We start from the raw sequence: 24,269 nt of genomic DNA on the forward strand, positions 1-24,269 counted from the left end.
GCGAGGTAGACTGCGGCTTCATCTTGGCTGGCCATTGTGGTTGAGCATTCTCTTATTGCCTATGGTGATGCAACTATATATTGCAGACCGTAAAGCAGGTATCATAGGAACGTGCTATTTTCTTGCATTCTTTTTATGTGCATTGATCATTCGCTACGGCGGTCACAAGAAGATGCGGCGGGATTTGATCCATTTTGCCAGCACGTATGGTCAGATGCAGATGCAGACGATGAAAGAACTCAGTGTTCCATTTGCGGTATTGAGCGAAGAGGGGCAACTGCTTTGGGGCAATGATGAGTTTGTACGCGTAGCAGTCAATAAAAAAGCAGCCAGACGCAATATTGCCAATGTATTTCCGGAGATTTCGGAGAATAGTCTTCCGGTGGACGGTGGCAGGAAAGTAATACACATACACGCTGGAGATAAATATTATCGGGTGGTACTTTCGTTAGTGTCAGATGATGGATTCAACGTGGATGATCAGATCATGCCAATGGATCAGCTGTTGGAAACAAAGCAGTTGATCGCAATGTTTCTGTACGATGAGACGGAAATGATCGAATTGGAAGAGCGGCGAGAGGAAGAGAATCTTATCGTAGGCCTTCTTTACATCGATAATTTTGATGAGATGTTAGACAGTATTGATGAAGTACGCCAGTCTCTGATGACGGCACTGATCGACCGTAAGATCAATAAAACAATGCAGGCAATCGATGCTATATGTAAAAAAATAGAAAAGGACAAATTCCTGTTTGTCTTTAAGCAGAAATATTTACAGGAATTGATGAATGATCGTTTTTCTGTTTTGGAAGAGATACGAAATATCAATATTGGAAATGAGCAGACAGCAACGATCTCGATCGGTATCGGTGTCGGTAAGGGAACATTTAACGAACGCTATGAATGGGCGCGCGCAGCTATTGATCTTGCGCTTGGGCGTGGCGGTGATCAGGCGGTGATCAAAAACGGTGATCAGGAACAATTCTATGGGGGCAAACGTGTTCAGATTGAGCGCAATACCCGCGTTAAGGCTCGTGTCAAAGCGCATGCTTTGCGAGAGTTGATCGAAGGAAAAGAGCGTGTTGTCGTCATGGGGCATTCCATCGGAGACGCGGATTCGTTTGGAGCTTCGGTCGGCATTTACCGTATTGCTAAGGCATTAAACCGCAAGGCACATATTGTTGTCGATGAGGTGAATGCTTCGGTACGCCCGTTAAAAGAACGCTTTTATACGAACGATTATGATGACGATATGCTCGTAAGTGGCGAAGAGGCGGTCAGGCTTGTGGATGAGACTACGTTGTTAGTTATTGTCGATGTCAACAAGGGAGAACATACAGAGTGTCCGGAGCTTATTGAATTGGCGCAGTCTATTGTGGTGATTGATCATCACAGACAGGCCGGTGATGCGATTGCAAAAGCCGTATTGTTTTATATTGAACCATATGCATCGTCAGCGAGTGAAATGGTGGCAGAGATCTGTCAGTATATTGGCGGCGGATTGAAGCTGCGTGCCGCCGAGGCAGAAGCGCTGTATGCCGGTGTAATGATCGATACGAATTATTTCACGGACAAGACAGGTGTGCGCACGTTCGAGGCAATGGCCTATCTGAAACGGAATGGTGCTGATTCTGTGCGTATCCGCAAGATGTTTCGTGAGGATATCAATGAGTACAAAATACAAGCAGAGGCCATTCAGAATACGGAATTGTATCTGGACCACTATGCAATCACAGAAAGTGAGTCTCGTGGGGTGGAGACACCGACAGTGCTTGGTGCAAAGATTGCCAATTCCCTGTTGAATATCGAACAGGTAAAGGCATCATTTGTATTGACAAAATACAACGGCAAAGTATTTGTAAGCGCAAGGTCTATCGATGAGCTGAATGTGCAGCTAATGATGGAAAAACTTGGCGGCGGAGGTCATATTAATATGGCCGGTGCGCAGATTCCGGGACTGGATGTGGAGAGTGCAAAAGCACAGATCCGTGCATTGATCGATGCAATGATCGCTAATGGAGATGCAGACTAGCCGCGATGATCGGCAATAGAAATCCGGCTTAGCTGCGATGATTGGCAATGAGATGCGGACAGAGGCATATGTAGTGGTGTTGACATTTTTGGAAAATAGACGGAAACGGGGGATAAAGACATGGAAGTAATTTTATTAGAAGATGTAAAATCATTGGGGAAAAAGGGTGAACTGGTTAAAGTTAATGAAGGATACGCAAGAAATTTCTTGTTGAAGAAAAATCTTGGTATAGAGGCCACCGCAAAGAATAAAAATGACCTGAAATTGCAGAAACAGCATGAGGCGAAGCTGGCAAAGGAAAAATTAGAGGCAGCGAAAGCATTTGCGGAGGAGATGAAAGAAAAATCGATCACCGTATCCATTAGGACCGGCTCCGGTGGAAGAAGCTTTGGGTCGGTATCGACCAAAGAATTGGCAGCTGCAGCTAAAGAGCAGCTTGGGTATGAATTGGACAAAAAGAAGATGGTGCTGCAGGATCCGATCAAAAGTCCGGGCATCTTTACACTTCCGATCAAATTGCATCCTAAGGTAACGGGCGAGTTAAAGGTAATCGTCAAAGAGGTATAATCGCACAAAAGGAGAAACGTAGATGGAAGAAGCAGTGATCAAACGGATTCCGCCGCATAATATTGAGGCGGAGAGAGCGGTGATCGGCTCGATGATCATGGACCGGGATGCCATTTTGGTATGTTCAGAGATGCTGACAGCAGAAGATTTCTATCAGGGGCAATATGGCATACTTTTTGAGGCATTGCTCGATCTGTTTCGCGGTGGGATTGGTACAGATCTGATCACTCTGCAAAACAAGCTTCGTGAAAAAGAAGCTCCGCCGGAATTGTGCAGTGTCGAATACATTGGCAGTTTGCTAAATAGTGTGCCGATTTCTGCAAATGTGAAGTATTATGCCACGATCGTCAAAGAAAAAGCGATGCTTAGAAGGCTGATACAGACAGCTGAGAGGATTGCCAGTACTTGTTATATGGACAAAGAACCGTTAGAAGATATTTTGGATGCGACTGAAAAAAATATCTTTCAGGTGATGCAGCAGCGTACCGGCAGTGAGTTTGAACCGATTCGAGATGTTGTTTTGCGTACCTTAGATAGTATTGAGCAGGCGGCGAAACAGAAAGGGCATATTACCGGATTGGAGACCGGATTTCGGGATTTGGATTACAAGACAGCGGGCCTGCAAAAGTCCGATCTGATTTTGATCGCAGCACGTCCGGCTATGGGTAAGACGGCGTTTGTACTGAACCTGGCAGAATATATTGCATTGCATAGCGAGAGTACGATTGCGATGTTTAGCTTGGAAATGAGTAAGGAGCAGCTTGTGAAACGAATGCTTTCGATGAATTCTCATGTTGACTCCCAAAAGATAAGAACCGGTAATCTGGAAGACGAGGACTGGGACAGACTGGTGGGCAGTGTCCGGCGGATTGGTAATTCGCATCTTGTGATTGACGACACATCAGGAATCACGGCGACAGAGCTTCGTTCCAAATGCCGTAAGTTAAAGATCGAGCAGGGATTAGATCTGGTTATTATCGATTACCTGCAGTTGATGTCGGGCAGTGGAAAGCGCAAAGGCGAGAACAGACAGCAGGAAATTTCGGAAATCTCCCGTTCTCTCAAAGTTATGGCGCGAGAATTAAACGTTCCGGTGATCGCTTTATCACAGTTATCACGTGCAGTTGAGCAGCGTCCGGACAAGAAACCGATGCTTTCTGATCTGCGTGAGTCCGGAGCGATCGAGCAGGATGCCGATATGGTTATGTTTTTGTATCGTGACGAATATTATAACCCGGACAGCGAGGAAAAAGGTGTGGCAGAGGTCATTATCGCAAAACAGCGTAGTGGTCCGACAGGATCGGTGAAACTGGCATGGTTAGCGAACTTGACGAAGTTTGGAAATCTGGAACAGGAAAGAAATTAACACTTGATTTACAGGCAGGAATTGATTAGAATATATAAGGTTGAATACAACCAACCAGGATTCATGCTTTGTGGCTGAGGAATCCCGCAAAGGATAGACCGAGTATAGAGATTGCAACAAGGAAGGATAGGAGGAAACCATGGCAAACAAGGTTACTTTTGATTACTCTCTGACAGAGAACGTAATTTCTGCAGACGAGATCAAATCAATGGAGAAAATTACAAACGACGCAAAAGAATTATTACTTAGCAAAGAAGGAGCAGGAAGTGATTTCTTAGGATGGATTGACCTTCCGATTGATTATGATAAGGAAGAATTCGCACGTATCCAGAAAGCTGCTGAGAAGATTCAGTCTGATTCAGAAGTGCTTTTGGTAATCGGTATCGGCGGTTCTTATTTGGGAGCAAGAGCAGCAATTGAGTTCTTGAGACATGGATTTTATAACAATGTGTCCAAAGAAATTCGTAAAACACCAGAGATTTATTACTGTGGTAACAATTTGAGCGGCACATATCTGTCACAGTTGATCGACGTGATCGGTGATCGTAACTTTTCCGTAAATATTATCAGCAAGTCCGGTACTACGACGGAGCCTGCTGTTGCATTCCGTATTTTCAAGGAAATGTTAGAGAAGAAATATGGTAAAGAGGAAGCTGCTAAGAGAATATATGCAACAACGGACAAGCAGAAAGGTGCGTTGAAGAACCTTGCTACAGAAGAAGGTTATGAGAGCTTTGTTGTACCGGATGATGTCGGAGGACGTTTCTCCGTACTTACCGCAGTTGGTTTACTTCCAATTGCTGTTAGTGGTGCAGACATTGCTAAGTTGATGGAAGGTGCAGCATCCATGCGCGAACTTTGCTTGGACAAAGATTTCGCAGACAATGATTCTATGAAGTATGCTGCGATCCGTAATATCTTATTACGCAAGGGGAAATCTGTGGAGATCCTTTGCAACTATGAGCCTGCATTCCACTATGTAGCTGAGTGGTGGAAACAGCTTTACGGAGAGAGCGAAGGTAAAGATCAGAAAGGTATTTTCCCGGCAGCAGTTGATTTGACAACAGATCTGCATTCCATGGGACAGTTCATTCAGGACGGAAGCCGTATCATGTTTGAGACAGTTATGGAATTAGAAGAGCCGACATTAGATGTAACGATTCAGGAAGAGCCGGTTGATCTTGATGGATTAAACTATTTGGCTGGCAAGAACCTTGACTTCATCAACAAGAGTGCGATGAAGGGAACACAGTTGGCACACGTTGATGGCGGTGTACCAAACTTGAGCGTAAAGGTTCCGGCACAGAATGAATATTATTTGGGTCAGTTATTCTACTTCTATGAGTTCGCCTGCGGTGTAAGTGGATATATCCTTGGTGTAAATCCATTTAACCAGCCGGGTGTTGAGAGCTATAAGAGAAATATGTTCGCATTGCTTGGTAAGCCAGGCTATGAGGCAGAGAGAGAAGAGCTCTTAAAGAGACTGTAATTGACGTAAATAGAGCAATTCGAAGTTATACAACAAAGGCAAATCCCCATTTTCCTGTTATGGATCTATGATGGCAGGAAAGAGGGGCTTTGCTTTTTTGCTTTCATAGGAAAATGCTGTTGCGTAGTGTGATAATGCCAAGAATTGCTATAGCAATTCTTGTAAAGCAAAGCGCTGGCTTTGCTTTTTTTTACGTAATAGAAAATTATGGGGGAATAGGTTGGCGATAACGAAAAGTACAGGTATAATAAAGAGAAGATGTCTGGAAGGAGGATAGAAACATTTATGATAGATTGGAAGGGCGAGTTGTTTGAGTGGATGCCGGGTTGTATCGGAATATTTAGACATGATGGGAAATGTCTGCGTACGGTAGCTCTCAACGCTAAAATGCGTGACATACTTGGGGTGACAGAAGAAGATGTTCAGACAAGTACTTGTAAAGAGCTGCTGCAGATACATCCGGATGATAGAGAGAACCTTTACAGCAGTTTTGACCGGGCAATTATTGATAAAAGGGATACATTAGAAATCAAGGCACGGTTCTATAGACGGAAGTTGAAACAGTACGTCTGGTTTCAATCTAATTTTCAGTTTCAGTATCGGTCAGATGGTGAAACGATCGTCTATGCATTATATCAAGATGTGACGTCACGTATGCGCATGAAGGAAAAGCTGCAGCACAACATTAAAACGATGCGGACAGCGATGGATCAGTGTGGTGTTTATTATGCTTTGTATGATATTGAAGCTAATACGATCACTTATAACTCTAAAATGCAGCAAGATTTTGGAGTGCCTGCGGTAGCACAGCGACAAGAGGGACAACCACGTAGGTTGATGACCGAGTCCGGTCGGGCAGAATTAATCCGGTTGGAGCAGCTGCTTATGACGGGCAAGCAGGATTCGATCTCCCTAGAGATGGAAATACGACGTCCGATGCGAGGTGACTGGATATGGTCTAAGCAAAACTATACGGTTGCAGATCGTAATGAGCAGGGAGCACCGACGATGATCGCAGCTACGGCATTAGACATTACGAAAGAAAAGGAAGAGGAAAAGCGTTTTAGTCAGGAGAATATGTATCATCAACTCCTTTTTAATAATATGACATCGGTTATTCGAATCAATATTACGGCATGGAAAGTATTAGATTATGCCGGAGAATTTGTGTTGATTCATGGGAAGGAGAATGATCCGTTTGGTGTTATGATCGACCATATTACCGATGAAGAGCAAAAAAAGGAATTTACCCGTATTTTTCATCGAAATAATCTGATCCACTTATTTGAAAGCGGGCAGAGGCAGGTATCCTATACCTTTCGTAGTAAACGTCTTTCGGGAAAAACGCTGTGGATGAAGATTGTTTTAGATATGACGGCACGCGAGGGGGAAGATATATATGGCTTTGTATCGCTGCAGGATGTAGATCGTAATGTCATAAAAGAACTTGTTCGTGGGCAGGTAGTTGATTCGATGATCGACTTCATCGCATATTGGAATACGGCAGCGAATGACAGTCAGATCTTTACTCGGTATGAATGTTATCAGGTAGATGCTTCGTTTGAGGGTAAGAAAAAGGTGGAGAAACTGCAAGAACAGTTGATCAATCTGGTCATTCCGGAGGAAAGAGAAATCATCAATGCGCAGATGTCGTGGGAAGTAATACATGCCCGGATCCAACACGGACTCAGTTGGGATTTTATGTATCACGCACAGGATGAGGAACTTGGTGTACGTACTAAGCGTATTTTTGCTTTCTTTTTGGAAAATGATGAGAGCGTCATTGTGATGGTGCAGAGAGATGTTACAGATATCATGTCCGAACAGGAAAAGCAAAATGCAGAGTTGCAGCGGGCCTTGGAAATTGCCAATCGTGCCAGTCATGCCAGAGATGAGTTCCTGTCAAGCATGAGTCATGATCTTAGAACTCCTCTGAATGGAATTATTGGGGCGGCAGAGCTTGCGAAGCTTTTCGGAGATGAAGTTCCGGATATGGTACAGGAATATTTGGACGACATTATATCTTCCGGTCATTTTATGCTGAATCTGGTTAACGACATTTTGGATACCAACCGGTTGGCATCCGGTAAACTGGAATTGCATCTCAAGAAGATCGATATCCAGCATATCATACAGGATATGCGGCAGATATTTGGAGTTACATGTGCCGACAAAGGAATCAATCTTGTATTTGAACCGGGTGAAAATATTCATACCGTGTATGCAGATCCGGTGCGTATACAGCGAATATTTAGCAACCTGCTGTCAAATGCGATCAAGTTTACACCACCCGGTGGTACAGTATATTTTCGTGCAATAGAGCGTGAAATCATTGGCGACAAATACTTAGTGACTATTCAAGTTAAGGATACAGGAACCGGAATGAGTGAGGAATTTCAAGAGCATATGTTTGAAATCTTTGCACAGGAAGAAAATGATACCAATACCTTTAACATTGGAACGGGACTAGGGTTATCAATCGTAAAGAACCTGGTTGAACTGATGGGTGGAACAATACGATGCTCCAGTAAGCTGGGTGTGGGAACAGAGTTTTTTGTAACGATGCCATTTCAGCTTGCGGAAGAAGCAGAGGAGGAACAATCGGCAGAAAAATGTGCAATACAAGAGGAATTGCTTTGGGATCATCGAATACTGCTTGTTGAAGATCATGACTTAAACGCCAAGATCGTGACCAGATTGCTGGAGAGCAAGCAAATACAGGTGGAACGGGCCAAAAACGGCAAAGAGGCGGTTGAGTTGTATGCAGCAAGTGCTCCATATAGCTATGATGCAATCCTAATGGATATACAGATGCCGGTCATGGATGGCATTGAAGCAAGTAAGAAGATACGTATGCTGGAGCGGCCGGATGCAAGATTAATCCCGATCATAGCACTGACAGCCAATGTGTTTGATGTAGATGTGCAGCGCAGTAAGGCGGTAGAAATGAATGCACATCTGGTCAAACCGATCGATCCGCAGAAGCTGTTCCGGACATTGATCGCACTTTGGAAATAAATAGAGGAAAGAATAAAGCACAAGGAAGGACGGATGAGTATGTGTAAGAAAATGTTAACGTTTAGTTATGATGATGGTATTTATCAGGATGAGCGCTTGGTGGAGATATTTAATAAATATGGTATGAAAGCAACCTTTAATCTGAATACGGGAATTCAGTCTCCAGAGAGTAATTTTGAGATCGAGGGGATAAAGATCGCCCGCATGGAGCAGGAGGGAATGGCAAAATTATATGAGGGACATGAGATCGCTTTGCACGGCTTGACACATGCATCGCCCTCCGGTATCAAACCGGAAGATTATTCGCAGGAATATTTGCAGGATGCCCGTAACATTGAGAAACTATATGGAAAATATCCGGTTGGCATGGCTTACGCTTATGGTGATGTACCGGATCCGGTCGTTTCGTATTTGAAAGATATTGGTATTCGTTACGGAAGGACGGTAGAGAGTACGCATGGATTTGCTTTGCCGCAGGATCCGATGAGGCTTAATGCAACCTGTCATCATAACGATGATAAGTTGTTTGAGCTGGCAGAACAGTTTTTGGCTGCAAAACCAGAGGAACCAATGTTGTTTTATGTGTGGGGACATAGCTATGAGTTTGATGTAAACAACAATTGGGAGCGAATAGAAGAGTTCTGCAAAATGCTGGGCGGACGCGATGATATTTTTTATGGTACCAACGCACAATGTTTAGGATATATATAAGGCGGTTTTTGTCTCCTTTCCGGTAATATATATAGCGAAAGCAGTAAGTTTGAAGGGAGGAGAAGATTATGAGATGCGAAAATAATCTAATGGAAACTACATTAAAAAAGAATATGTCCCTATATGAGGAGGATCAGCAGCCGGAGGGAGGCAGATGGAGGAAGATCCTGCGCTATGTATTGATCGCAGTCATACTTGCAATCGTTATTCAGATGTTATATGCGGGCGTGCTCTTTTTACTTGCTTGGAGAGCGGAAGGATCCCTTCAGACAGCATCCGGTTATAAGCAGATTGAAAAAAGTTTTAGGCGTGTGATCAAAGCACAGCAAAAGGTGGTATCACGCTATGAATTTTATGAGGATCCGTTTAAGTCAGATCCTTTGCCAATGGCATATAACTGTTCGCTGGGAAGTTTAATGCAGTCGGCAGCATCCTCTGTCAGTGAAGGGGTATTAGACAGAGAGCCGGGTTCTACGCAGGAAGATTGGCCGGAACTGGTCACACAGGATAGTACGACCAACACAGAAAATGCAGATGAGGCAGAGATGGATCAGATCCTGACGAAGGATGGTTTAATCTATGTGCTTTATTATAACGATGGCTCCTATATAAGGAGCAATGCTACGGATCAAGAGGGTGCGACGGATCAACTGTACATTCTTCGAGAGAAGAATGGTATCTGCGAGGAAGTTGGCAAAGTATCCCTTAAAATTAATGATCCATATCAGAATGCCAGTAGTGAAGATGATCTGTACGGCGATGAAAGTGCTAGCTATGAAGATGGTCTGATGTGGTGTGGAAAGAGCTTGCTATATGTGAAGAATACGAGAGCACAGACCTATGTGATACCGATCGATGTATCGGATCCTCAGAAACCACAGGCTGGCAAGATGCTTCGGCAAAGCGGTCAAAATCTTTGCACACGCGTATCCGGAGAGAAGTTGATCATTGCCTCTGTGATGCAACCATATACCGATGCCGATGGTGTTATCAGCATTGAAGATCCGCAAATTAATGACAAAAAGCTGGCGGTTAAGGATGTATATTGGCAGAGGGATCTGTATCAGCCGGGGTATACGCTTGTCTGCAGTTACCGCATGGCAGATCATACGCAGTTAGAGCCGGTCGGTCATAAGGCGTTAGCAGGAACAGCGATGAAAGTATACATGTCCGGCAAAAATGTATATGTGCTTTGCCGAACCGTTGCGAAGCGGTTTGATGAGACAGAACGCACCGGAATCACCAAGTTTGTTGTGGATTCAGAGGGGACAGTGAAAGCAACAGCGACCCATATTGTCAAAGGAATTGTAGGAGAGGGATTTGCGGTTAAAGAGCAGGGTGGACATTTGTGGCTGTGTATGTCGGTGCATCATTATAAGTCAGAGTGGAAATGGAAAAAGGCAGAGGTACCTTTTAACTGGAAATTACTTGCACATTATACGGGACAGCTCAAAATGCTCTGCGGAGAAGAAGAGAGTTCCCGTAATGTCAGTGTATATGCACTGGATGATTCGCTGCAGGAGATTGGAACAAGTTCTGAAATATGCAAAGGAGAAACGGTGCAGTGTGCACGTTTCCTGAACAAGACATTATATTTGGTGGTAAATGATGACCGTAAAATGATACAGGTATCAATGGCAGCAGAAGCAGATCCACAGGTCCTCGCACAGATCAAATTAGCCGATGAGGTTCATTATCTGCATTTGTTCCCATCGGATCCATCGATGATCTTTTCACTCGGGAAGACAACAACCGGAGAACTGGATATGACGGTTTTTTGGGCAACGGAGGGATCTGACATCAAACAGGTTGCAAGTTATGGTTTGCGGCAGCATGATTCCAGCGCATTAGCAGACCATACAAAAATCTTAGTGCAGAAGACGGAGAAAGGATTTTACTTGGGATTTGCAACGTATAATGCGGAAGGCTTGCAGTATCCGCTATTGCATTATACTGCAGATGAATCTGTAACTCAGGTTCTTCGCTCAACATCCAAAGGTCGTGCAGATTATTGGTGCCGCGGACTATTTATTGATGGCAGCTTTTATGTATTCCGCAATTCCAACCGTGATCTGCAGATGGAAAAATATGAGCATCCACAGATGGAGGCGTATGCCGACAAGGCAAAGGTGTGGTCTAATTATTAACGCAAATTTCTTTATACCATAAAAAAGGAGCTTCTGCACTAAGCAATTAGTGCGTAGCTCCTTTTCGGATATATCGTCTATATAGGGAGTATATTACTGATGGCTGTCCTGATAGTTCAAAGCAGCACCGACAAATCCCTTAAACAATGGATGTGGACGGTTTGGTCTGGACTTAAATTCAGGGTGAGCCTGTGTTGCTACAAACCACGGATGTGATGGAAGCTCACACATTTCTACGATGCGTCCGTCCGGAGACAGGCCGGAAAGCTTCATGCCGAATTTCTGTAAATCTTCGCGGTAGTAGTTATTTACTTCGTAACGGTGACGATGTCTTTCGTGGATGGTTTCCTCACCGTACAGCTCATAAGCTTTGGAATCCTTGTCCAGTACACAAGGGTAGGAACCGAGACGTAACGTGCCGCCGATATCTTCAATGCCGTCCTGTTCCGGCATTAAATGGATCACAGGATGTGTTGTCTGAGGATCCAGTTCAATACTATGCGCATCATTGAAACCACAGACGTGTCTTGCAAATTCAACGATGGCAAGCTGCATTCCCAAACAAAGACCTAAGAATGGAATACCGTGTTCTCTTGCATACCGGATCGCTGTGATCTTTCCATCAATGCCGCGGTCACCAAAGCCGCCAGGTACTAATATACCGGATACATCATGAAGGAGTTCATCAGCATTTTCTTCATTTAAGTCTTCAGATGGAATCCATTTGATCGTTACATTGCTTTTGTGCGCAAGTCCGCCATGCTTGAGAGCTTCTACAACACTGATATATGCATCGTGCAGAGAAGTGTATTTGCCGACGAGAGCAACAGTAACATCTTTCTCAAGATTTTTGAGGGTATGAACCATTGTCTGCCACTCTTCCATGTCCGGTGTTTTGCAGTCTAACTTTAAGCATTTGCAGGCAACATCAGCGAGATGCTCCTTTTCCATTGCCAAAGGTGCTTCATATAGAGTCTCTACATCTAAATTCTGCATTACGTGATCGGTCGGAACATTACAAAACAGTGCGATTTTATCTTTGATGCCCGGCTCGAGAGGACGCTCTGTACGGCATACGATGATGTCCGGCTGAATACCCATTCCCTGCAGCTCCTTAACGCTTGCCTGTGTTGGCTTGGTTTTCATTTCACCGGAAGCACCCAGGTATGGGATGAGTGTCACATGGATCAAGATAGCATTTTCACGTCCAACATCATGCTGAAACTGACGGATCGACTCTAAGAAAGGCTGGCTTTCGATATCGCCGACAGTGCCGCCGACTTCAATGATTGCAATCTGTGTATCTTTACAGCCATCGTTACGGTAGAAACGGCTCTTGATCTCATTTGTAATATGTGGGATAACCTGAACAGTTCCGCCGCCAAAGTCACCGCGACGTTCTTTCGAGAGAACGGACCAATATACTTTTCCGGTTGTTACGTTGGATTGTTTGGTCAGATTTTCGTCAATGAAACGTTCGTAGTGGCCAAGATCCAAGTCAGTCTCTGCACCATCATCCGTAACGAACACTTCACCGTGCTGTACCGGATTCATAGTACCGGGATCGATATTGATATAAGGGTCGAATTTCTGCATGGTCACACTATAACCACGCATTTTCAAAAGTCTGCCCAGAGATGCGGCTGTAATTCCTTTGCCGAGACCGGACACAACACCACCAGTGACGAAGACATATTTGACTGCCATTTGTGTATCCTCCTTTGTGTCAGAACATTGTTGTCAATAAATAAACCAATATTTTTCTATTATACTCTATATGATTGGGTTTGTTCAATATATTTTTGCACAAAAAGGAAAGAAAATTCATGGAAAATTTCCAAGAAATACATAGAAATTTCAGACTTTCTTAATATTGTGAAATATTGCTTTTTGGGCAGACTAGACTTATAATAGAAATAGTTTACAGGATATGAGGAGGACAAATTATTTGGACAACAATATATCAAATCAAAATAGAAACCAAAATAACAGCCAAAATAACAACAATATGGGAAATAATTTTGGACGCGGACAGAACCGTAAAAGCATGGTGCTTTGTCTGATCGTTGCACTTGGCATTTTTCTTGTGTTTTCCTTGATGAATCGTCAGGTAGAAAAGGCCAGAGATAAAGAGATCAGCTATGACCAGTTTTTGCAGTTGCTGGATGATGGACAGGTTGAATCTGTGACACTCACTTCTGATCAGATCAAGATCGTTCCGAAGAAACAGTCAAATAGTCTGTATCAGATCACCTATCATACCGGTCTGATCAGTATGGATATTACATTGGTACAGCGATTAGAAAAGGCAAATGTAAAGTTCACCAAAAAGTCAGACAGTTCCAATAGTATGGTCTACATGCTGGTATCGACTGTATTGCCATTTTTACTGCTATGGGTCGGACTGATCTTTATGTCCCGTGTTATTTCTAAAAATTCCGGCGGTATTATGGGTGTTGGTAAGAGTACGGCGAAGATGTATGTTCAGAAAGAAACCGGTGTAACATTTCGCGATGTAGCCGGTCAGGAAGAGGCAATGGATTCGTTGAACGAGCTGGTCGACTTCCTGCATAATCCGAAGAAATATACGGAGATTGGTGCTAAACTGCCGAAGGGAGCATTGTTAGTCGGACCTCCGGGAACCGGTAAGACACTGCTTGCAAAGGCGGTGGCCGGCGAAGCAAAAGTTCCGTTTTTCTCTCTTTCCGGATCTGATTTCGTAGAGATGTTCGTCGGTGTAGGTGCATCGCGAGTGCGTGATCTGTTTAAGCAGGCACAGCAGATGGCACCATGTATTATTTTCATTGATGAGATCGATGCCATCGGTAAGAGCCGTGACAGTCAGTATGGAGGCAGCAACGACGAGCGCGAGCAGACGCTAAATCAGCTGTTATCCGAGATGGATGGATTTGACAGTTCGAAAGGCCTTGTCATCTTAGGCGCGACAAACCGACCGGAAGTGCTTGATAAGGCATTACTCAGACCGGGACGTTTTGATCGACGTATTATCGTAGAAAAGCCGGATCTTAAGGGCCGAGTTGATATTTTACGTGTGCATGCCAAGGATGTATTAATGGATGAGTCTGTTGACTTTGAGGAAATTGCTCTTGCGACCAGTGGAGCCGTTGGTGCGGATCTTGCTAATATGATCAATGAGGCTGCTATTATGGCTGTGCGTTCCGGAAGAAGAGCAGTCAATCAGAAAGATCTGTTTGAGGCAGTGGAAGTCGTTATTGCCGGTAAGGAGAAGAAAGACCGCATTTTAGGCAAAGAGGAGAAACGGATCGTTGCATATCACGAGGTAGGGCATGCGCTAGTGACTGCACTGCAGAAAAATGCGGAGCCGGTTCAAAAGATTACGATCGTGCCACGTACGATGGGATCTCTTGGATATGTCATGCAGGTTCCGGAAGAAGAGAAATATCTGATGAGCAAAGCAGAGATACTCACTCGGATCACAACATTATTTGGAGGCAGGGCTGCGGAAGAATTAGTGTTTGATTCTGTAACGACAGGAGCTTCCAATGATATTGAAAAGGCAACCTCTCTTGCCAGAGCAATGGTAACACAGTACGGTATGTCTGATAAATTTGGATTGATCGGTTTGGAGAGTGTGCAGAACAAATATCTGGATGGCAGAACGGTGTTAAATTGTGGTGATGCAACAGAAGCAGAGATAGATCTTGAAGTCATGAAGATATTGAGTGAATGTCACCAAAAGGCTAAAGAATTGTTGGATGGCAATCGTGATGCACTGGATCAGCTCGCCGCATTTTTGATCGAGCATGAGACGATCACCGGTAAAGAATTTATGAAGATCTATCGTAAAGTACAGGGTATTGAGGAACCGGAAGGTGACCGCTTTGACTTACTTGTGCTGGATGTCGATGGTACGCTGCATAATTCTCATCGCGAGATTTCTGATGCAACCAAGAATGCGTTGATCGAAGCGCAGAAGCGCGGCAAGACGATCGCTATCGCATCCGGAAGATCCATTGCAGGAATTCGCCAGACAGCTTCTGCTATCTCTCTGGAAGAGTACGGTGGCTATGTGATTGCATATAATGGTACTACTGTGATCAACTGTAAAACAGGGGAATGCATTTACAATCAGACATTGCCGGCAGATCTGATCGCTCCGGTATACGAGGAGGCTGCTAAATTGCAGGTGGCTATCATGGCTTACCGTGACAGTGCCAAAGAGATTATCGTAGCTGGTGGCGTGACAGACTATGTTGCAGCAGATGCGGCTGCATCTTGTGTTACGATCCGCGAGACAGATCAGTTCGTAAAAGAGCTTAGTTTTCCGATCAACAAGATCTTTGTTTCGGGAGAACCGGACAAGATGAAAGAAGTAGAACGCATTTTACAGCGAAAGTTTGGTTCAGTGTTGAATGTATTTCGCTCAGATCCATACTATGTAGAACTTCTGCCAAAATACACAGATAAAGGTGTTGCGGTTGATAAGTTAGTGAAATATATGGATATTACCAAAGAACGTGTTATGTGTGTAGGAGACAGTAACAATGATCTGCCGATGTTACGCTATGCCGGTATGGGAGTCGCAATGGGGAACGCTTCCGATCGGATCAAAGAGCAGGCAGACTATGTTACAGATAGTAACGATGATGATGGTATTGTCAAAGTTATTGAAAAATTTATGACGGAGGCACATCACGAAGAAGGATAATTTATTGGGGATGGAGGAACACGAATGAATGGTTCAGAAAAACATTATTTAGAAAGACTGCTTGATCCTGAGGATCGGGATATGATAGAGAAGGAGGAGCATTTTTCACAGGTGATGATGATGTATTCCTGTGCGATCCGCGAGGTGCAGACCAAGCTGGAAGTGCTTAATGATGATCTTAAATCACGTTATCAGCGCAATCCGATCCACAGCATTAAGTCGCGTATCAAAAAACCGGTAAGTTTAGCTAAGAAATTACGTAAGAAAGGACTTCCCGTATCGGTGGATTCCATCAAAGGGAATATCAATGACGTTGCCGGTGTGCGTGTTATCTGTTCGTTTGTGGATGATATTTACACAATATCAGAGATGCTTACGTCACAGACGGATATCACATTGATCAGCCAAAAGGACTACATTGAGCATCCAAAGCCAAACGGATACCGCAGCTTGCATCTGATCGTAGAGATTCCGGTATTCTTTGCAGATAAGATGCGGCCGATGCGTGTGGAAGTACAGATACGAACGATCGCAATGGATTATTGGGCAAGTTTAGATCATCAGCTTCGATATAAGAAAGATGACATGGATGAGAACTACCGAAAAGAGATCGAAATGCGATTGAAGCGTTGTGCAGATATGATCACAGCAACCGATGCTGAAATGTTAGATATTCGCAAAAATATTTATGGATATCGCATTTAATGTTTTAGTTAGAGTAATTAGAAAAGGCACTGTTCCAACGTGGATCACGTTCGAACAGTGCCTTTTTGGTGTAAAAATGGACTGTAACCTTATTCTGCGCTTTGTATCACTTTGCGGAAAGCAGGAATGATCTGGGCAGCAATAACTGCTTTGACAAGATCTAAAGGAATGAATGCGACAAATCCGGATAAGAAAGCAACTTTCCAAGAAAGGCCGGCATTAACCTTCCAAAAGAGCATTCCGATGATATCGATCAATACAACGCCGACAATAGCAGCAACTGTGTATAGGATTCGATTGTATTTTTTGCCGCGGATCAGTGGAAGTACAATGGCGATCACTAAGAAAGAGAATGTGTATCCACCGAAAATATTTGTCAAATATCCAATGCCGGAACCACCGCCAATAAATACCGGAAGGCCGATAGCGCCAAGAGCCATCCACACTAATATCGTGATGAAAGATTGACTGAGTGGGAACAGCAATGCGATGACGATAATAACAAAGTTTAACAATGTAATATGAGGACTACCAGGGATCGGCAATGGGATGCTGATATAAGCAGAAATACATAAAATAGCTGCAAATAATGCCATCATTGTAATGGACTTTGTAGTAAAACCGGTTTTGTTTGTTTTTGTTTCCTGATTCATTTGTTTCCTCCAATGTAAATGTATTATTATGACGGTTTACAACCGCGCAACAAAGAGTAGTATAAAACATTTGAATGTGTATGTCAACTGAAAGAATTAAAAGTTTACCATGGTTTAGTGGGCAGGATTGTACAGTCTTTTTTTAGTTGGAAAATCTTTCCGTTTTTTTATGTAATTGAGACTGCATATTAGGTTTAGGCAGCATTATAGAAAAATGTACTATATAAAGCAAAAACTACATAAAAAATTTGTAAGATTTTGAGAATTGAATGAATTATCTGCTTGGTAATATAATGAAAGGTGTGTCTGTGTCCGAAATACAATACGAGGTTTCTAAAGATATGGACTCACGATCAGATTCACAGAAAGGATGGGGAATGGAATGAAAAAAACAAAGCAAGTTATGGCATTGTTACTGGCACTTGTTATGGTAGTCAGTATGATGCCGTCCAATGTTCAATTCGTAGCTGCTGCAGCAGCGGAAGATAAGATTGAACTTGGTGAGGAGACATGGTCGGCAGATGGTCAGGCCTATACGTTTTCTGATGTAACAGTTAGTTTTAAGAGTGATCAGAAGATTTTTTGTATCTCGGTAGACAATGGAGGATACTTCAAACTTCCGAAAAAGATCGATCTTGGTAACATGAGCAGTACGTCTGATAGGATGAATGGTTTGACCAAAACTGGTGAGTATACGTCTAGCTTGTCCGGCGACGAAGAGCTTAGCTCTATGACTGTGATCGGAAGTGATATTACAGATGAGCAGATCAAAAACTTTTTGAGGCAGGTTGTTTTTTATACGGGAACGACTGATCAGACAGTTAAGCAGACGATTTCCGTTGTCGCCAACTCCTGCAGTCTGCCGGATGGTAAATCAACGGCTATGGCAATTGATGGTAAATTACATTTTTATAAATATGTAGAGTTCCCAAGCGGAGACAACACATCGACATGGGCAACAGCCTACAAAGAGGCGAAGAAGTCTGTCTTTGAAGGATTAAAAGGTTATCTTGCAACGATCACCAGTGAGAACGAGGAGAAATATTTGTATAGCTCTCTGGGTGGCAATCTGCAAGCTTGGATCGGTGGAGCCAGAACATTGCTTCCAAGAGATGGTTACGATGGATTTGTACTGGATTCGGATGAGATTACCGATGAGGCGTTAAAACCATTGGATGATAGCAATAAGATCGTGCGTAAATGGTCTTGGTTATGCGGTCCGGAGGCAGGAATGACATTTTATGAGACGGGTGAGTCCGGTAATGTATATGGCGGTTCGGTATGTGATGGCCAGTACGCCGACTGGAATAATAATGAGCCGAATAACAGCTATAGTGGTGGCGGTACTTCTGCATATTATCAGGAGTATGCATTAGAATATGGTTTTGAGAAGGCAAACTGGAATGATTATCATCCAAACAATGTTTCACGTTCTATGTGGGGAATCAAAGGTTACATTATTGAGTACAGTCCATATGCTACGAGCGGTGAGAGTGGCAAAGAAGATGCTGACAACAAAATGACAACACCAAGTACGACAGATCTTGTGGTCATTCAAAAGAGTAAACCGAGACTGAATGCAGATAATCTGGTACTTAGTAAAGAACAGGCGAACAAGCTGACAGAAGCGACAGTTAAGAATCTTGCGAATACTAAGGGAAGCTATAATGGTACAACGGCAGATGCGTCCAGCTCGAATATTACAGTGGACAGTGATCAGTTTACAACGGTTAAGTCAGCAGAGGCGGGAACTTCTAATAAGCTGACATTCTCTTATAAATATGATACCGGTGCAGCTGATGTGGTAACGAAGGATACAACGGTTTATATTACTGATGTTGCTAATACAGGGTCCACAAGTACCAATAATACGACAACGATCGGTGCCAATAATGTTTCCGTTACAACGGATGATCTGGCTGCCTGTGTCGATGAGGACAAAGTTGCAGAACTGATCCGTTCTAAGGCAGTACCGGTTGCAGTAAAAGATGGTAAGGCAGCAGCTTCTGCTGATATTACACAGAAGAGCAGCGAAGTAAACAAGGCGTCGACAGCAGGCACCTATAAAATAACATATACCTATAACGGCGTGGATACAACGATCAACGTAACGGTTACGGATTCTAATCCCGTAGCAAAAGTGACTGCTGATAATTTTGAGGTGGTAAGAGGAAGCGGAAATCTTACCGAAGCAGATCTTATCACAAAGTCAAATGCGCAGGTGAAGAACGCTTCCGGTACTGTGATCCCGGGTGCAACGATTGATGTAGATGACACTGATCTTGCGACATTGAATGATAAGATCAAAAATGGTCCGGCGGGAGATTATACGGTTAAAGTATCATCGAATGGAAAGACCTGCGATGTTACAGTAACAGTTCGTGACCGCAACGTCACAATTGATGCTAACGATTTTATTATCACGGAAGATGAACTGCTTTATGCGAATAAAGATATAATTAAGAGCAAAGCAAATGTTCGTGGTATTGATGAGGGAACCGCATTTGATTTCAATGATGCGGATGCTATGGACTCTACGGCATATAATGAACTGAAACAGGTTAAGGCCGGCGGCTCCAAGGATCTTACCTTTACCTATACCGATGCAAATGGTAAAACCACAACATCCGATCCGATCACGGCGTTTGTTGTGAAAAATAAAGAAACAAATGCAGCATCAAAAACAACAATCGGTGCGAATAATGTAACATATACGACAGATCAGTTAAAAGCATTAGGAACAACGGAAGCAATCGCTGCGAAGATCAAGAGTGATTCCGGTGTAATTGCTGTCAAAGACGGCAGTAAGGCAGACGCATCGCAGATCACTGTGAAATCCGGATCAGCAACCATTACGAGCGAAACTCCGAAAGGAACTTATTCAGTAACTTATACTTGCAATGGTACTGATGTAGCAATCACAGTAACAGTTGTAGATTCCGGCAAAGTAACAGAAATCACCTCAGATAAGGTTGAACTGGTGGTTGGTGATGCAGCACTCACGGCAGAAGGCCTGCTTACTAAGTCAAATGCTGAAGCAAAAGACGCTGCAGGCAATGTGATACCGGATGCGAAACTTACTGTAGACAGTAAAAAGTTGGACATTATTAATAAACGTCTGATGAATGGTCCGACAGGTAACTATAGCGTGACAGTTACGACAGAAGATGGTTTTACAGCAGACATTAATGTGTCTATTCGTAAGCCGGTTGTTTCAATGACAGCAGAAGATTTCATGCTGACGAAAGAGACAGCTGCAGCACTGACAGGTGAGGCTGCGGCCAAGGATTACGCTAAGATTGGCGTAATCCGTGAGGGAACAACAGTCGCAGATCCTTTTGATAAAATAACAGCAAATCCGGATGATCTTGCAAAGATAGTGGCAGGTAACAGTGGTACTATTGGATTTACATACGGAAACGGTAAATATGAAACCGGTTCCGTGACTGCGAAAGCAACGGTCGTTGATGTAAAATACAGCGAGACAAAGGGAACAGATCGGATTACGATCGGAGCAGATAATGTTACACTGGATTATAAGGATATCAGTTCTTTGACAGAAGATGAGTTAAAAGACCTGATCCGCAAGAATGCAGATCCGGCCGCAACAGATAATGGTGCGCTTGTTGATCCGAGTGACATTACCGGACCGAAGTTGGTCAAAGATGGTGACGGATACAAAGCAATCTTTACCTACAAAGATGTGCCGGTTACAACGGATGTTGTGATAAGCAATGTTCCGGCACAGGGCGAGGTAAATGCATCTGATTGTATCTTCTCGTTAGATGACATTGGAAAACTTACTGCAGACGATGTGATCCGCGCTGCTTTGTCAAAATACACGGATAAAAATGGGGTTACTGACAATGGAGAGGGTGTTGTACTGACACAGGAGTCATTGGATGCGATAAACAGAATGACAGAGCCGGGAACATTACCGCTCACGTTCACAGACAAGTCAGGAACCATTGTTAAGAAAGTAACAGCAACTGTCGTTCAGAATCGTCGATATGATACATCTACAGGTAATATTACACTCGGAGCAAATGATTTCTGCATTACAGTAGAGCAGGCAAAGACGATCGTACTGAAGCAGGATCAGACCGATGTTGCCGATATGCTAAAGAAATTAGGAAATGCGATTGCAACTGATGATGGAAAATTCATTCCATTCAAAGATGCGGCGATCACTGTGGATGCATCAGCAATTCAGGCGGCGAAGGGCAGCTATGAATTAGTATACACATACAAAGGTAAGGTGAACAAAGTAACCGTCACTGTAAAAGATGATGGTTCGGCTGATACGACCAGCAGTGAAACAACTGTACCGGATGTCAATCTGACTGCTAATGATTTCGCAGTAGCAGCAGGCACGGAATCTATTGATGAAACTGCCTTTAAGAAACTTGCAGAAGTGGTAGTAAAATACAATGATGGCTCCAGCGTAGAGAACGTGACGATCGATGCAGAGGATCTTGCAGTGTTGAATGAGAAGATTCGTGCAAAATCGACCGATAGTGTTTTCGTCAAGGTGTATGCAACCGATAAGAAGACAGGTAAGCAATTGTCAGCAATTGTAAAAGTAACATTGCCAAAGAAGGCGGCAACACCGAAGCCAACAAAGAAACCGGGTACAACAGCAAAACCGGGAAGCGGAATTTCTGCGGATGATATTGCAAAGGAACTCGGCGTAGATAGGGCAACGGCTGAAAAGATTAAGGATTATGCTGAGAAGACCGGAACTTCTATGGACACCCTTAGAATTACCGATACTGCTGTAAAGAAACTCAAGGATGATAAAGACATTAAGGGCTCTGACTTTAGCAGATTAAAAGCGAGAGCCAATAAGTCTTCCAAGAACAGCATTACGTTAAAATGGGTTAAGCAGAGTGGCGCTGACGGTTATTTGATCTATAGTAACCAGTGTAACCATGGTGGTAAGAAATACCGCTATAAACTGACTAAGACCATAAAAGGTAAGAATAAGACAACGTGGACACAGAAGAAGCGCAAGAAAGGCAAATATTACAAATACATGGTTGTTGCATACAAATTATTCAACGGTCATAAAGTAACAATTGCCGCTGCACCGACAATTCATTCCGTCACCAAAGGTGGAAAACGTGGTATGGCGAAAGCGGTCAGCATTAAAAAATTGGGCAACAAGAAAAAGAGAACTAAGATTACTTTGAAAGCAAGAAAGACTGCTAAGATCAAAGCGGTAGAGATTCGTGCAGACAAGAAGAAAAAGATTATGAAACATAGAAAACTTGCGTATGAATCCAGTAATGTGAAGGTTGCCAAGGTAACCGGATCCGGCAAGATCAAGGCAGTGAAAAAAGGAAAATGTAAGATATGGGTATATGCACAGAATGGTGTATACAAAGAAATCAAGGTCACTGTAAAATAGCGAATCATAGCATTTATCTGAGATTTATTCATGTAATGTCAGCGTGGGCGGACCAAGGATAAGTGGTTATGGAATAAGCAGGAAACCTATTTGGAATAGATAAATTTCAGATAGGTTTCCTTACTATTAAGGAGGATACAAAAGAGTATGGACGCAAAGTTACAAGATCTTACAGATAAGGTATTGCAAGGTGAAGAGATTAATCGACAAGAGGCAGAGTGGTTGACGCAGATAGATATTGAAGAGTTGGCACAGGGGGCTGACCGTATCCGTCAGGAAAGACAGCAAGACGAATTTGATATGTGCAGTGTGATCAGCATAAAAGGGGGGCGATGTTCCGAGGATTGTAAATTTTGTTCGCAGGCGAGTTGCTCTAAAGCGACAGTGAAGAGTTACCCGCTTCGTGGAACTGAAGAGATCCTGAAGGATGCCAAAAAGCGTAGCGCACAGGGAATCCGACATTATTGTTTGGTGGCATCCGGGCATCATCTTAGCGAACGTGAAGTAGATGCCTTGTGTGAAACAGTTCGTGTGATACGAAAGGACACTGCTCTTCGACCTTGTGTATCCGGTGGATTGATGAATAAAGATCAGTTTATGCGATTAAAGGAAGCGGGAGTAGTACGGATCCATAATAACCTGGAAACTTCACGTACACATTTTGCTAAAGTATGTGGAAGCCATACGTATGATGACAAAATTGCGACGCTGAAAGCAGCAAAAGAGGCTGGATTATCCTTATGCAGTGGGGGCCTTTTTGGGATTGGAGAGTCTATGGCGGATCGATTGGATCTTGCCTTTACACTGCGCGAGATTGCACCGGACACCGTTCCAATCAATCTGTTAGACCCGGTAGAGGGCACACCGATGGGACATAATAAGGTATTAACGGAAGAAGAAGTTCGACGCATTATTGGTGTTTTTAAGTATATTTTACCAAATCAGATGATACGTCTGGCGGCGGGGAGAGATTACCTGGAGGATACAGGTCTCCGGTGTTTTCAATCTGGTTGCAATGCTGCAATCACGGGAGATTTGCTGACGGTTATGGGAACGTCCGTAGAAGGAGATCTGGATGCAGTGAGAGCCTTGGGGTACCGGTTGTAAGATGAATAAAAAAAGCATTTTCCTATACCTAAAAACAGAGCAAAACCAGCGTTTTGCTCTGTAAGAATTGCAATACCAAAAAAAGAGAAGTCATATATGACTTCTCTTTTGATCTAATGCGGAAGAAGGGACTTGAACCCTCACGTCGTTGCCAACACTAGATCCTTAGTCTAGCCTGTCTGCCAATTCCAGCACTTCCGCATAACGAACAAAAACTATTATAGTGTTTTAATTTGCGTTTGTCAACACTTTTTTTCAAAAAAACAAATAAATATTTTCAAAATCCAAAAATTCAAACTTCCCACGCCTCAATATCTCACACGATCGCATATTGCTTATTATGTCGATGGGCTAATTATATTTTGCAGCCGCTA

The 24,269-nt window shown here is 43.4% G+C and carries 13 protein-coding genes and 1 tRNA gene; 11 read left to right on the forward strand and 3 right to left on the reverse strand.

The window, feature by feature from the left end; genetic code table 11:
- Positions 1-61: 61 nt before the first annotated feature.
- From DXB73_RS07635 to DXB73_RS07665, 7 genes are all read left to right on the forward strand, one after another.
- Entirely contained in the window at positions 62-2,032 is a 1,971-nt protein-coding gene (locus tag DXB73_RS07635; RefSeq protein ID WP_243103993.1) for a DHH family phosphoesterase, read from the forward strand.
- A gap of 120 nt (positions 2,033-2,152) precedes the next feature.
- The gene (gene rplI, locus DXB73_RS07640; RefSeq protein WP_022024559.1) at positions 2,153-2,599 is read left to right on the forward strand and encodes a 50S ribosomal protein L9; all 447 of its coding nucleotides are present in this window, start codon (positions 2,153-2,155) and stop codon (positions 2,597-2,599) included.
- 22 nt (positions 2,600-2,621) lie between these two features.
- Complete coding sequence (gene dnaB, locus DXB73_RS07645) at positions 2,622-3,965, forward strand: replicative DNA helicase (RefSeq protein WP_118506564.1); 1,344 nt, start codon at positions 2,622-2,624, stop codon at positions 3,963-3,965.
- Between the two features lie 139 nt (positions 3,966-4,104).
- Positions 4,105-5,454: a glucose-6-phosphate isomerase gene (locus tag DXB73_RS07650; protein WP_118690681.1), complete on the forward strand. Its 1,350-nt coding sequence runs from the start codon at positions 4,105-4,107 to the stop codon at positions 5,452-5,454.
- A gap of 285 nt (positions 5,455-5,739) precedes the next feature.
- Entirely contained in the window at positions 5,740-8,472 is a 2,733-nt protein-coding gene (locus DXB73_RS07655) for a hybrid sensor histidine kinase/response regulator (RefSeq protein WP_182448235.1), read from the forward strand.
- A gap of 39 nt (positions 8,473-8,511) precedes the next feature.
- A complete protein-coding gene (locus tag DXB73_RS07660) occupies positions 8,512-9,183 on the forward strand; it encodes a polysaccharide deacetylase family protein (protein ID WP_182448236.1) in 672 nt (223 codons plus the stop codon).
- A 68-nt stretch (positions 9,184-9,251) separates the two neighbouring features.
- Complete coding sequence (locus DXB73_RS07665) at positions 9,252-11,330, forward strand: beta-propeller domain-containing protein (RefSeq protein ID WP_118690684.1); 2,079 nt, start codon at positions 9,252-9,254, stop codon at positions 11,328-11,330.
- A 93-nt stretch (positions 11,331-11,423) separates the two neighbouring features.
- On the opposite strand, the gene DXB73_RS07670 is transcribed toward DXB73_RS07665, so the two are convergent.
- Positions 11,424-13,037: a CTP synthase gene (locus tag DXB73_RS07670; protein WP_118690685.1), complete on the reverse strand. Its 1,614-nt coding sequence runs from the start codon at positions 13,035-13,037 to the stop codon at positions 11,424-11,426.
- 301 nt (positions 13,038-13,338) lie between these two features.
- Between DXB73_RS07670 and ftsH the strand changes: the two genes are divergently transcribed.
- Entirely contained in the window at positions 13,339-16,020 is a 2,682-nt protein-coding gene (gene ftsH / locus DXB73_RS07675) for an ATP-dependent zinc metalloprotease FtsH (protein ID WP_182448245.1), read from the forward strand.
- Positions 16,021-16,044: 24 nt separating this feature from the next.
- Complete coding sequence (locus tag DXB73_RS07680) at positions 16,045-16,725, forward strand: GTP pyrophosphokinase family protein (RefSeq protein WP_022024602.1); 681 nt, start codon at positions 16,045-16,047, stop codon at positions 16,723-16,725.
- An 89-nt stretch (positions 16,726-16,814) separates the two neighbouring features.
- Here the strand turns inward: DXB73_RS07680 and DXB73_RS07685 are convergent, their stop codons facing one another.
- The gene (locus tag DXB73_RS07685; protein WP_243103994.1) at positions 16,815-17,378 is read right to left on the reverse strand and encodes a biotin transporter BioY; all 564 of its coding nucleotides are present in this window, start codon (positions 17,376-17,378) and stop codon (positions 16,815-16,817) included.
- 382 nt (positions 17,379-17,760) lie between these two features.
- Here DXB73_RS07685 and DXB73_RS07690 point away from each other — a divergent pair, with 382 nt between their 5' ends.
- Together DXB73_RS07690 and bioB are read left to right on the forward strand one after the other, a co-directional pair.
- Positions 17,761-22,788, forward strand: a complete 5,028-nt coding sequence (locus DXB73_RS07690) for a bacterial Ig-like domain-containing protein (protein ID WP_182448237.1) — start codon at positions 17,761-17,763, stop codon at positions 22,786-22,788.
- A gap of 147 nt (positions 22,789-22,935) precedes the next feature.
- Entirely contained in the window at positions 22,936-23,895 is a 960-nt protein-coding gene (bioB, locus tag DXB73_RS07695; RefSeq protein ID WP_118690688.1) for a biotin synthase BioB, read from the forward strand.
- Positions 23,896-24,012: 117 nt separating this feature from the next.
- On the opposite strand, the gene DXB73_RS07700 is transcribed toward bioB, so the two are convergent.
- Positions 24,013-24,096: transfer RNA gene (locus DXB73_RS07700), tRNA-Leu, on the reverse strand.
- Positions 24,097-24,269: the final 173 nt, after the last annotated feature.

Source organism: Clostridium sp. OM05-6BH, from assembly GCF_003481635.1.
Taxonomy (GTDB): domain Bacteria; phylum Bacillota; class Clostridia; order Lachnospirales; family Lachnospiraceae; genus Butyribacter.

Excerpts from the sequence above, each read along its gene's own strand:
- DXB73_RS07680 (WP_022024602.1), top strand. The coding sequence starts at position 16,045 with ATGAATGGTTCAGAAAAACATTATTTAGAAAGACTGCTTGATCCTGAG.
- DXB73_RS07650 (WP_118690681.1), top strand. The coding sequence starts at position 4,105 with ATGGCAAACAAGGTTACTTTTGATTACTCTCTGACAGAGAACGTAATT.
- bioB (WP_118690688.1), top strand. The coding sequence starts at position 22,936 with ATGGACGCAAAGTTACAAGATCTTACAGATAAGGTATTGCAAGGTGAA.
- DXB73_RS07665 (WP_118690684.1), top strand. The coding sequence starts at position 9,252 with ATGAGATGCGAAAATAATCTAATGGAAACTACATTAAAAAAGAATATG.
- rplI (WP_022024559.1), top strand. The coding sequence starts at position 2,153 with ATGGAAGTAATTTTATTAGAAGATGTAAAATCATTGGGGAAAAAGGGT.
- DXB73_RS07660 (WP_182448236.1), top strand. The coding sequence starts at position 8,512 with ATGTGTAAGAAAATGTTAACGTTTAGTTATGATGATGGTATTTATCAG.
- ftsH (WP_182448245.1), top strand. The coding sequence starts at position 13,339 with ATGGGAAATAATTTTGGACGCGGACAGAACCGTAAAAGCATGGTGCTT.
- DXB73_RS07685 (WP_243103994.1), bottom strand. The coding sequence starts at position 17,378 with ATGAATCAGGAAACAAAAACAAACAAAACCGGTTTTACTACAAAGTCC.
- dnaB (WP_118506564.1), top strand. The coding sequence starts at position 2,622 with ATGGAAGAAGCAGTGATCAAACGGATTCCGCCGCATAATATTGAGGCG.
- DXB73_RS07655 (WP_182448235.1), top strand. The coding sequence starts at position 5,740 with ATGATAGATTGGAAGGGCGAGTTGTTTGAGTGGATGCCGGGTTGTATC.
- DXB73_RS07690 (WP_182448237.1), top strand. The coding sequence starts at position 17,761 with ATGAAAAAAACAAAGCAAGTTATGGCATTGTTACTGGCACTTGTTATG.
- DXB73_RS07670 (WP_118690685.1), bottom strand. The coding sequence starts at position 13,037 with ATGGCAGTCAAATATGTCTTCGTCACTGGTGGTGTTGTGTCCGGTCTC.
- DXB73_RS07635 (WP_243103993.1), top strand. The coding sequence starts at position 62 with ATGGTGATGCAACTATATATTGCAGACCGTAAAGCAGGTATCATAGGA.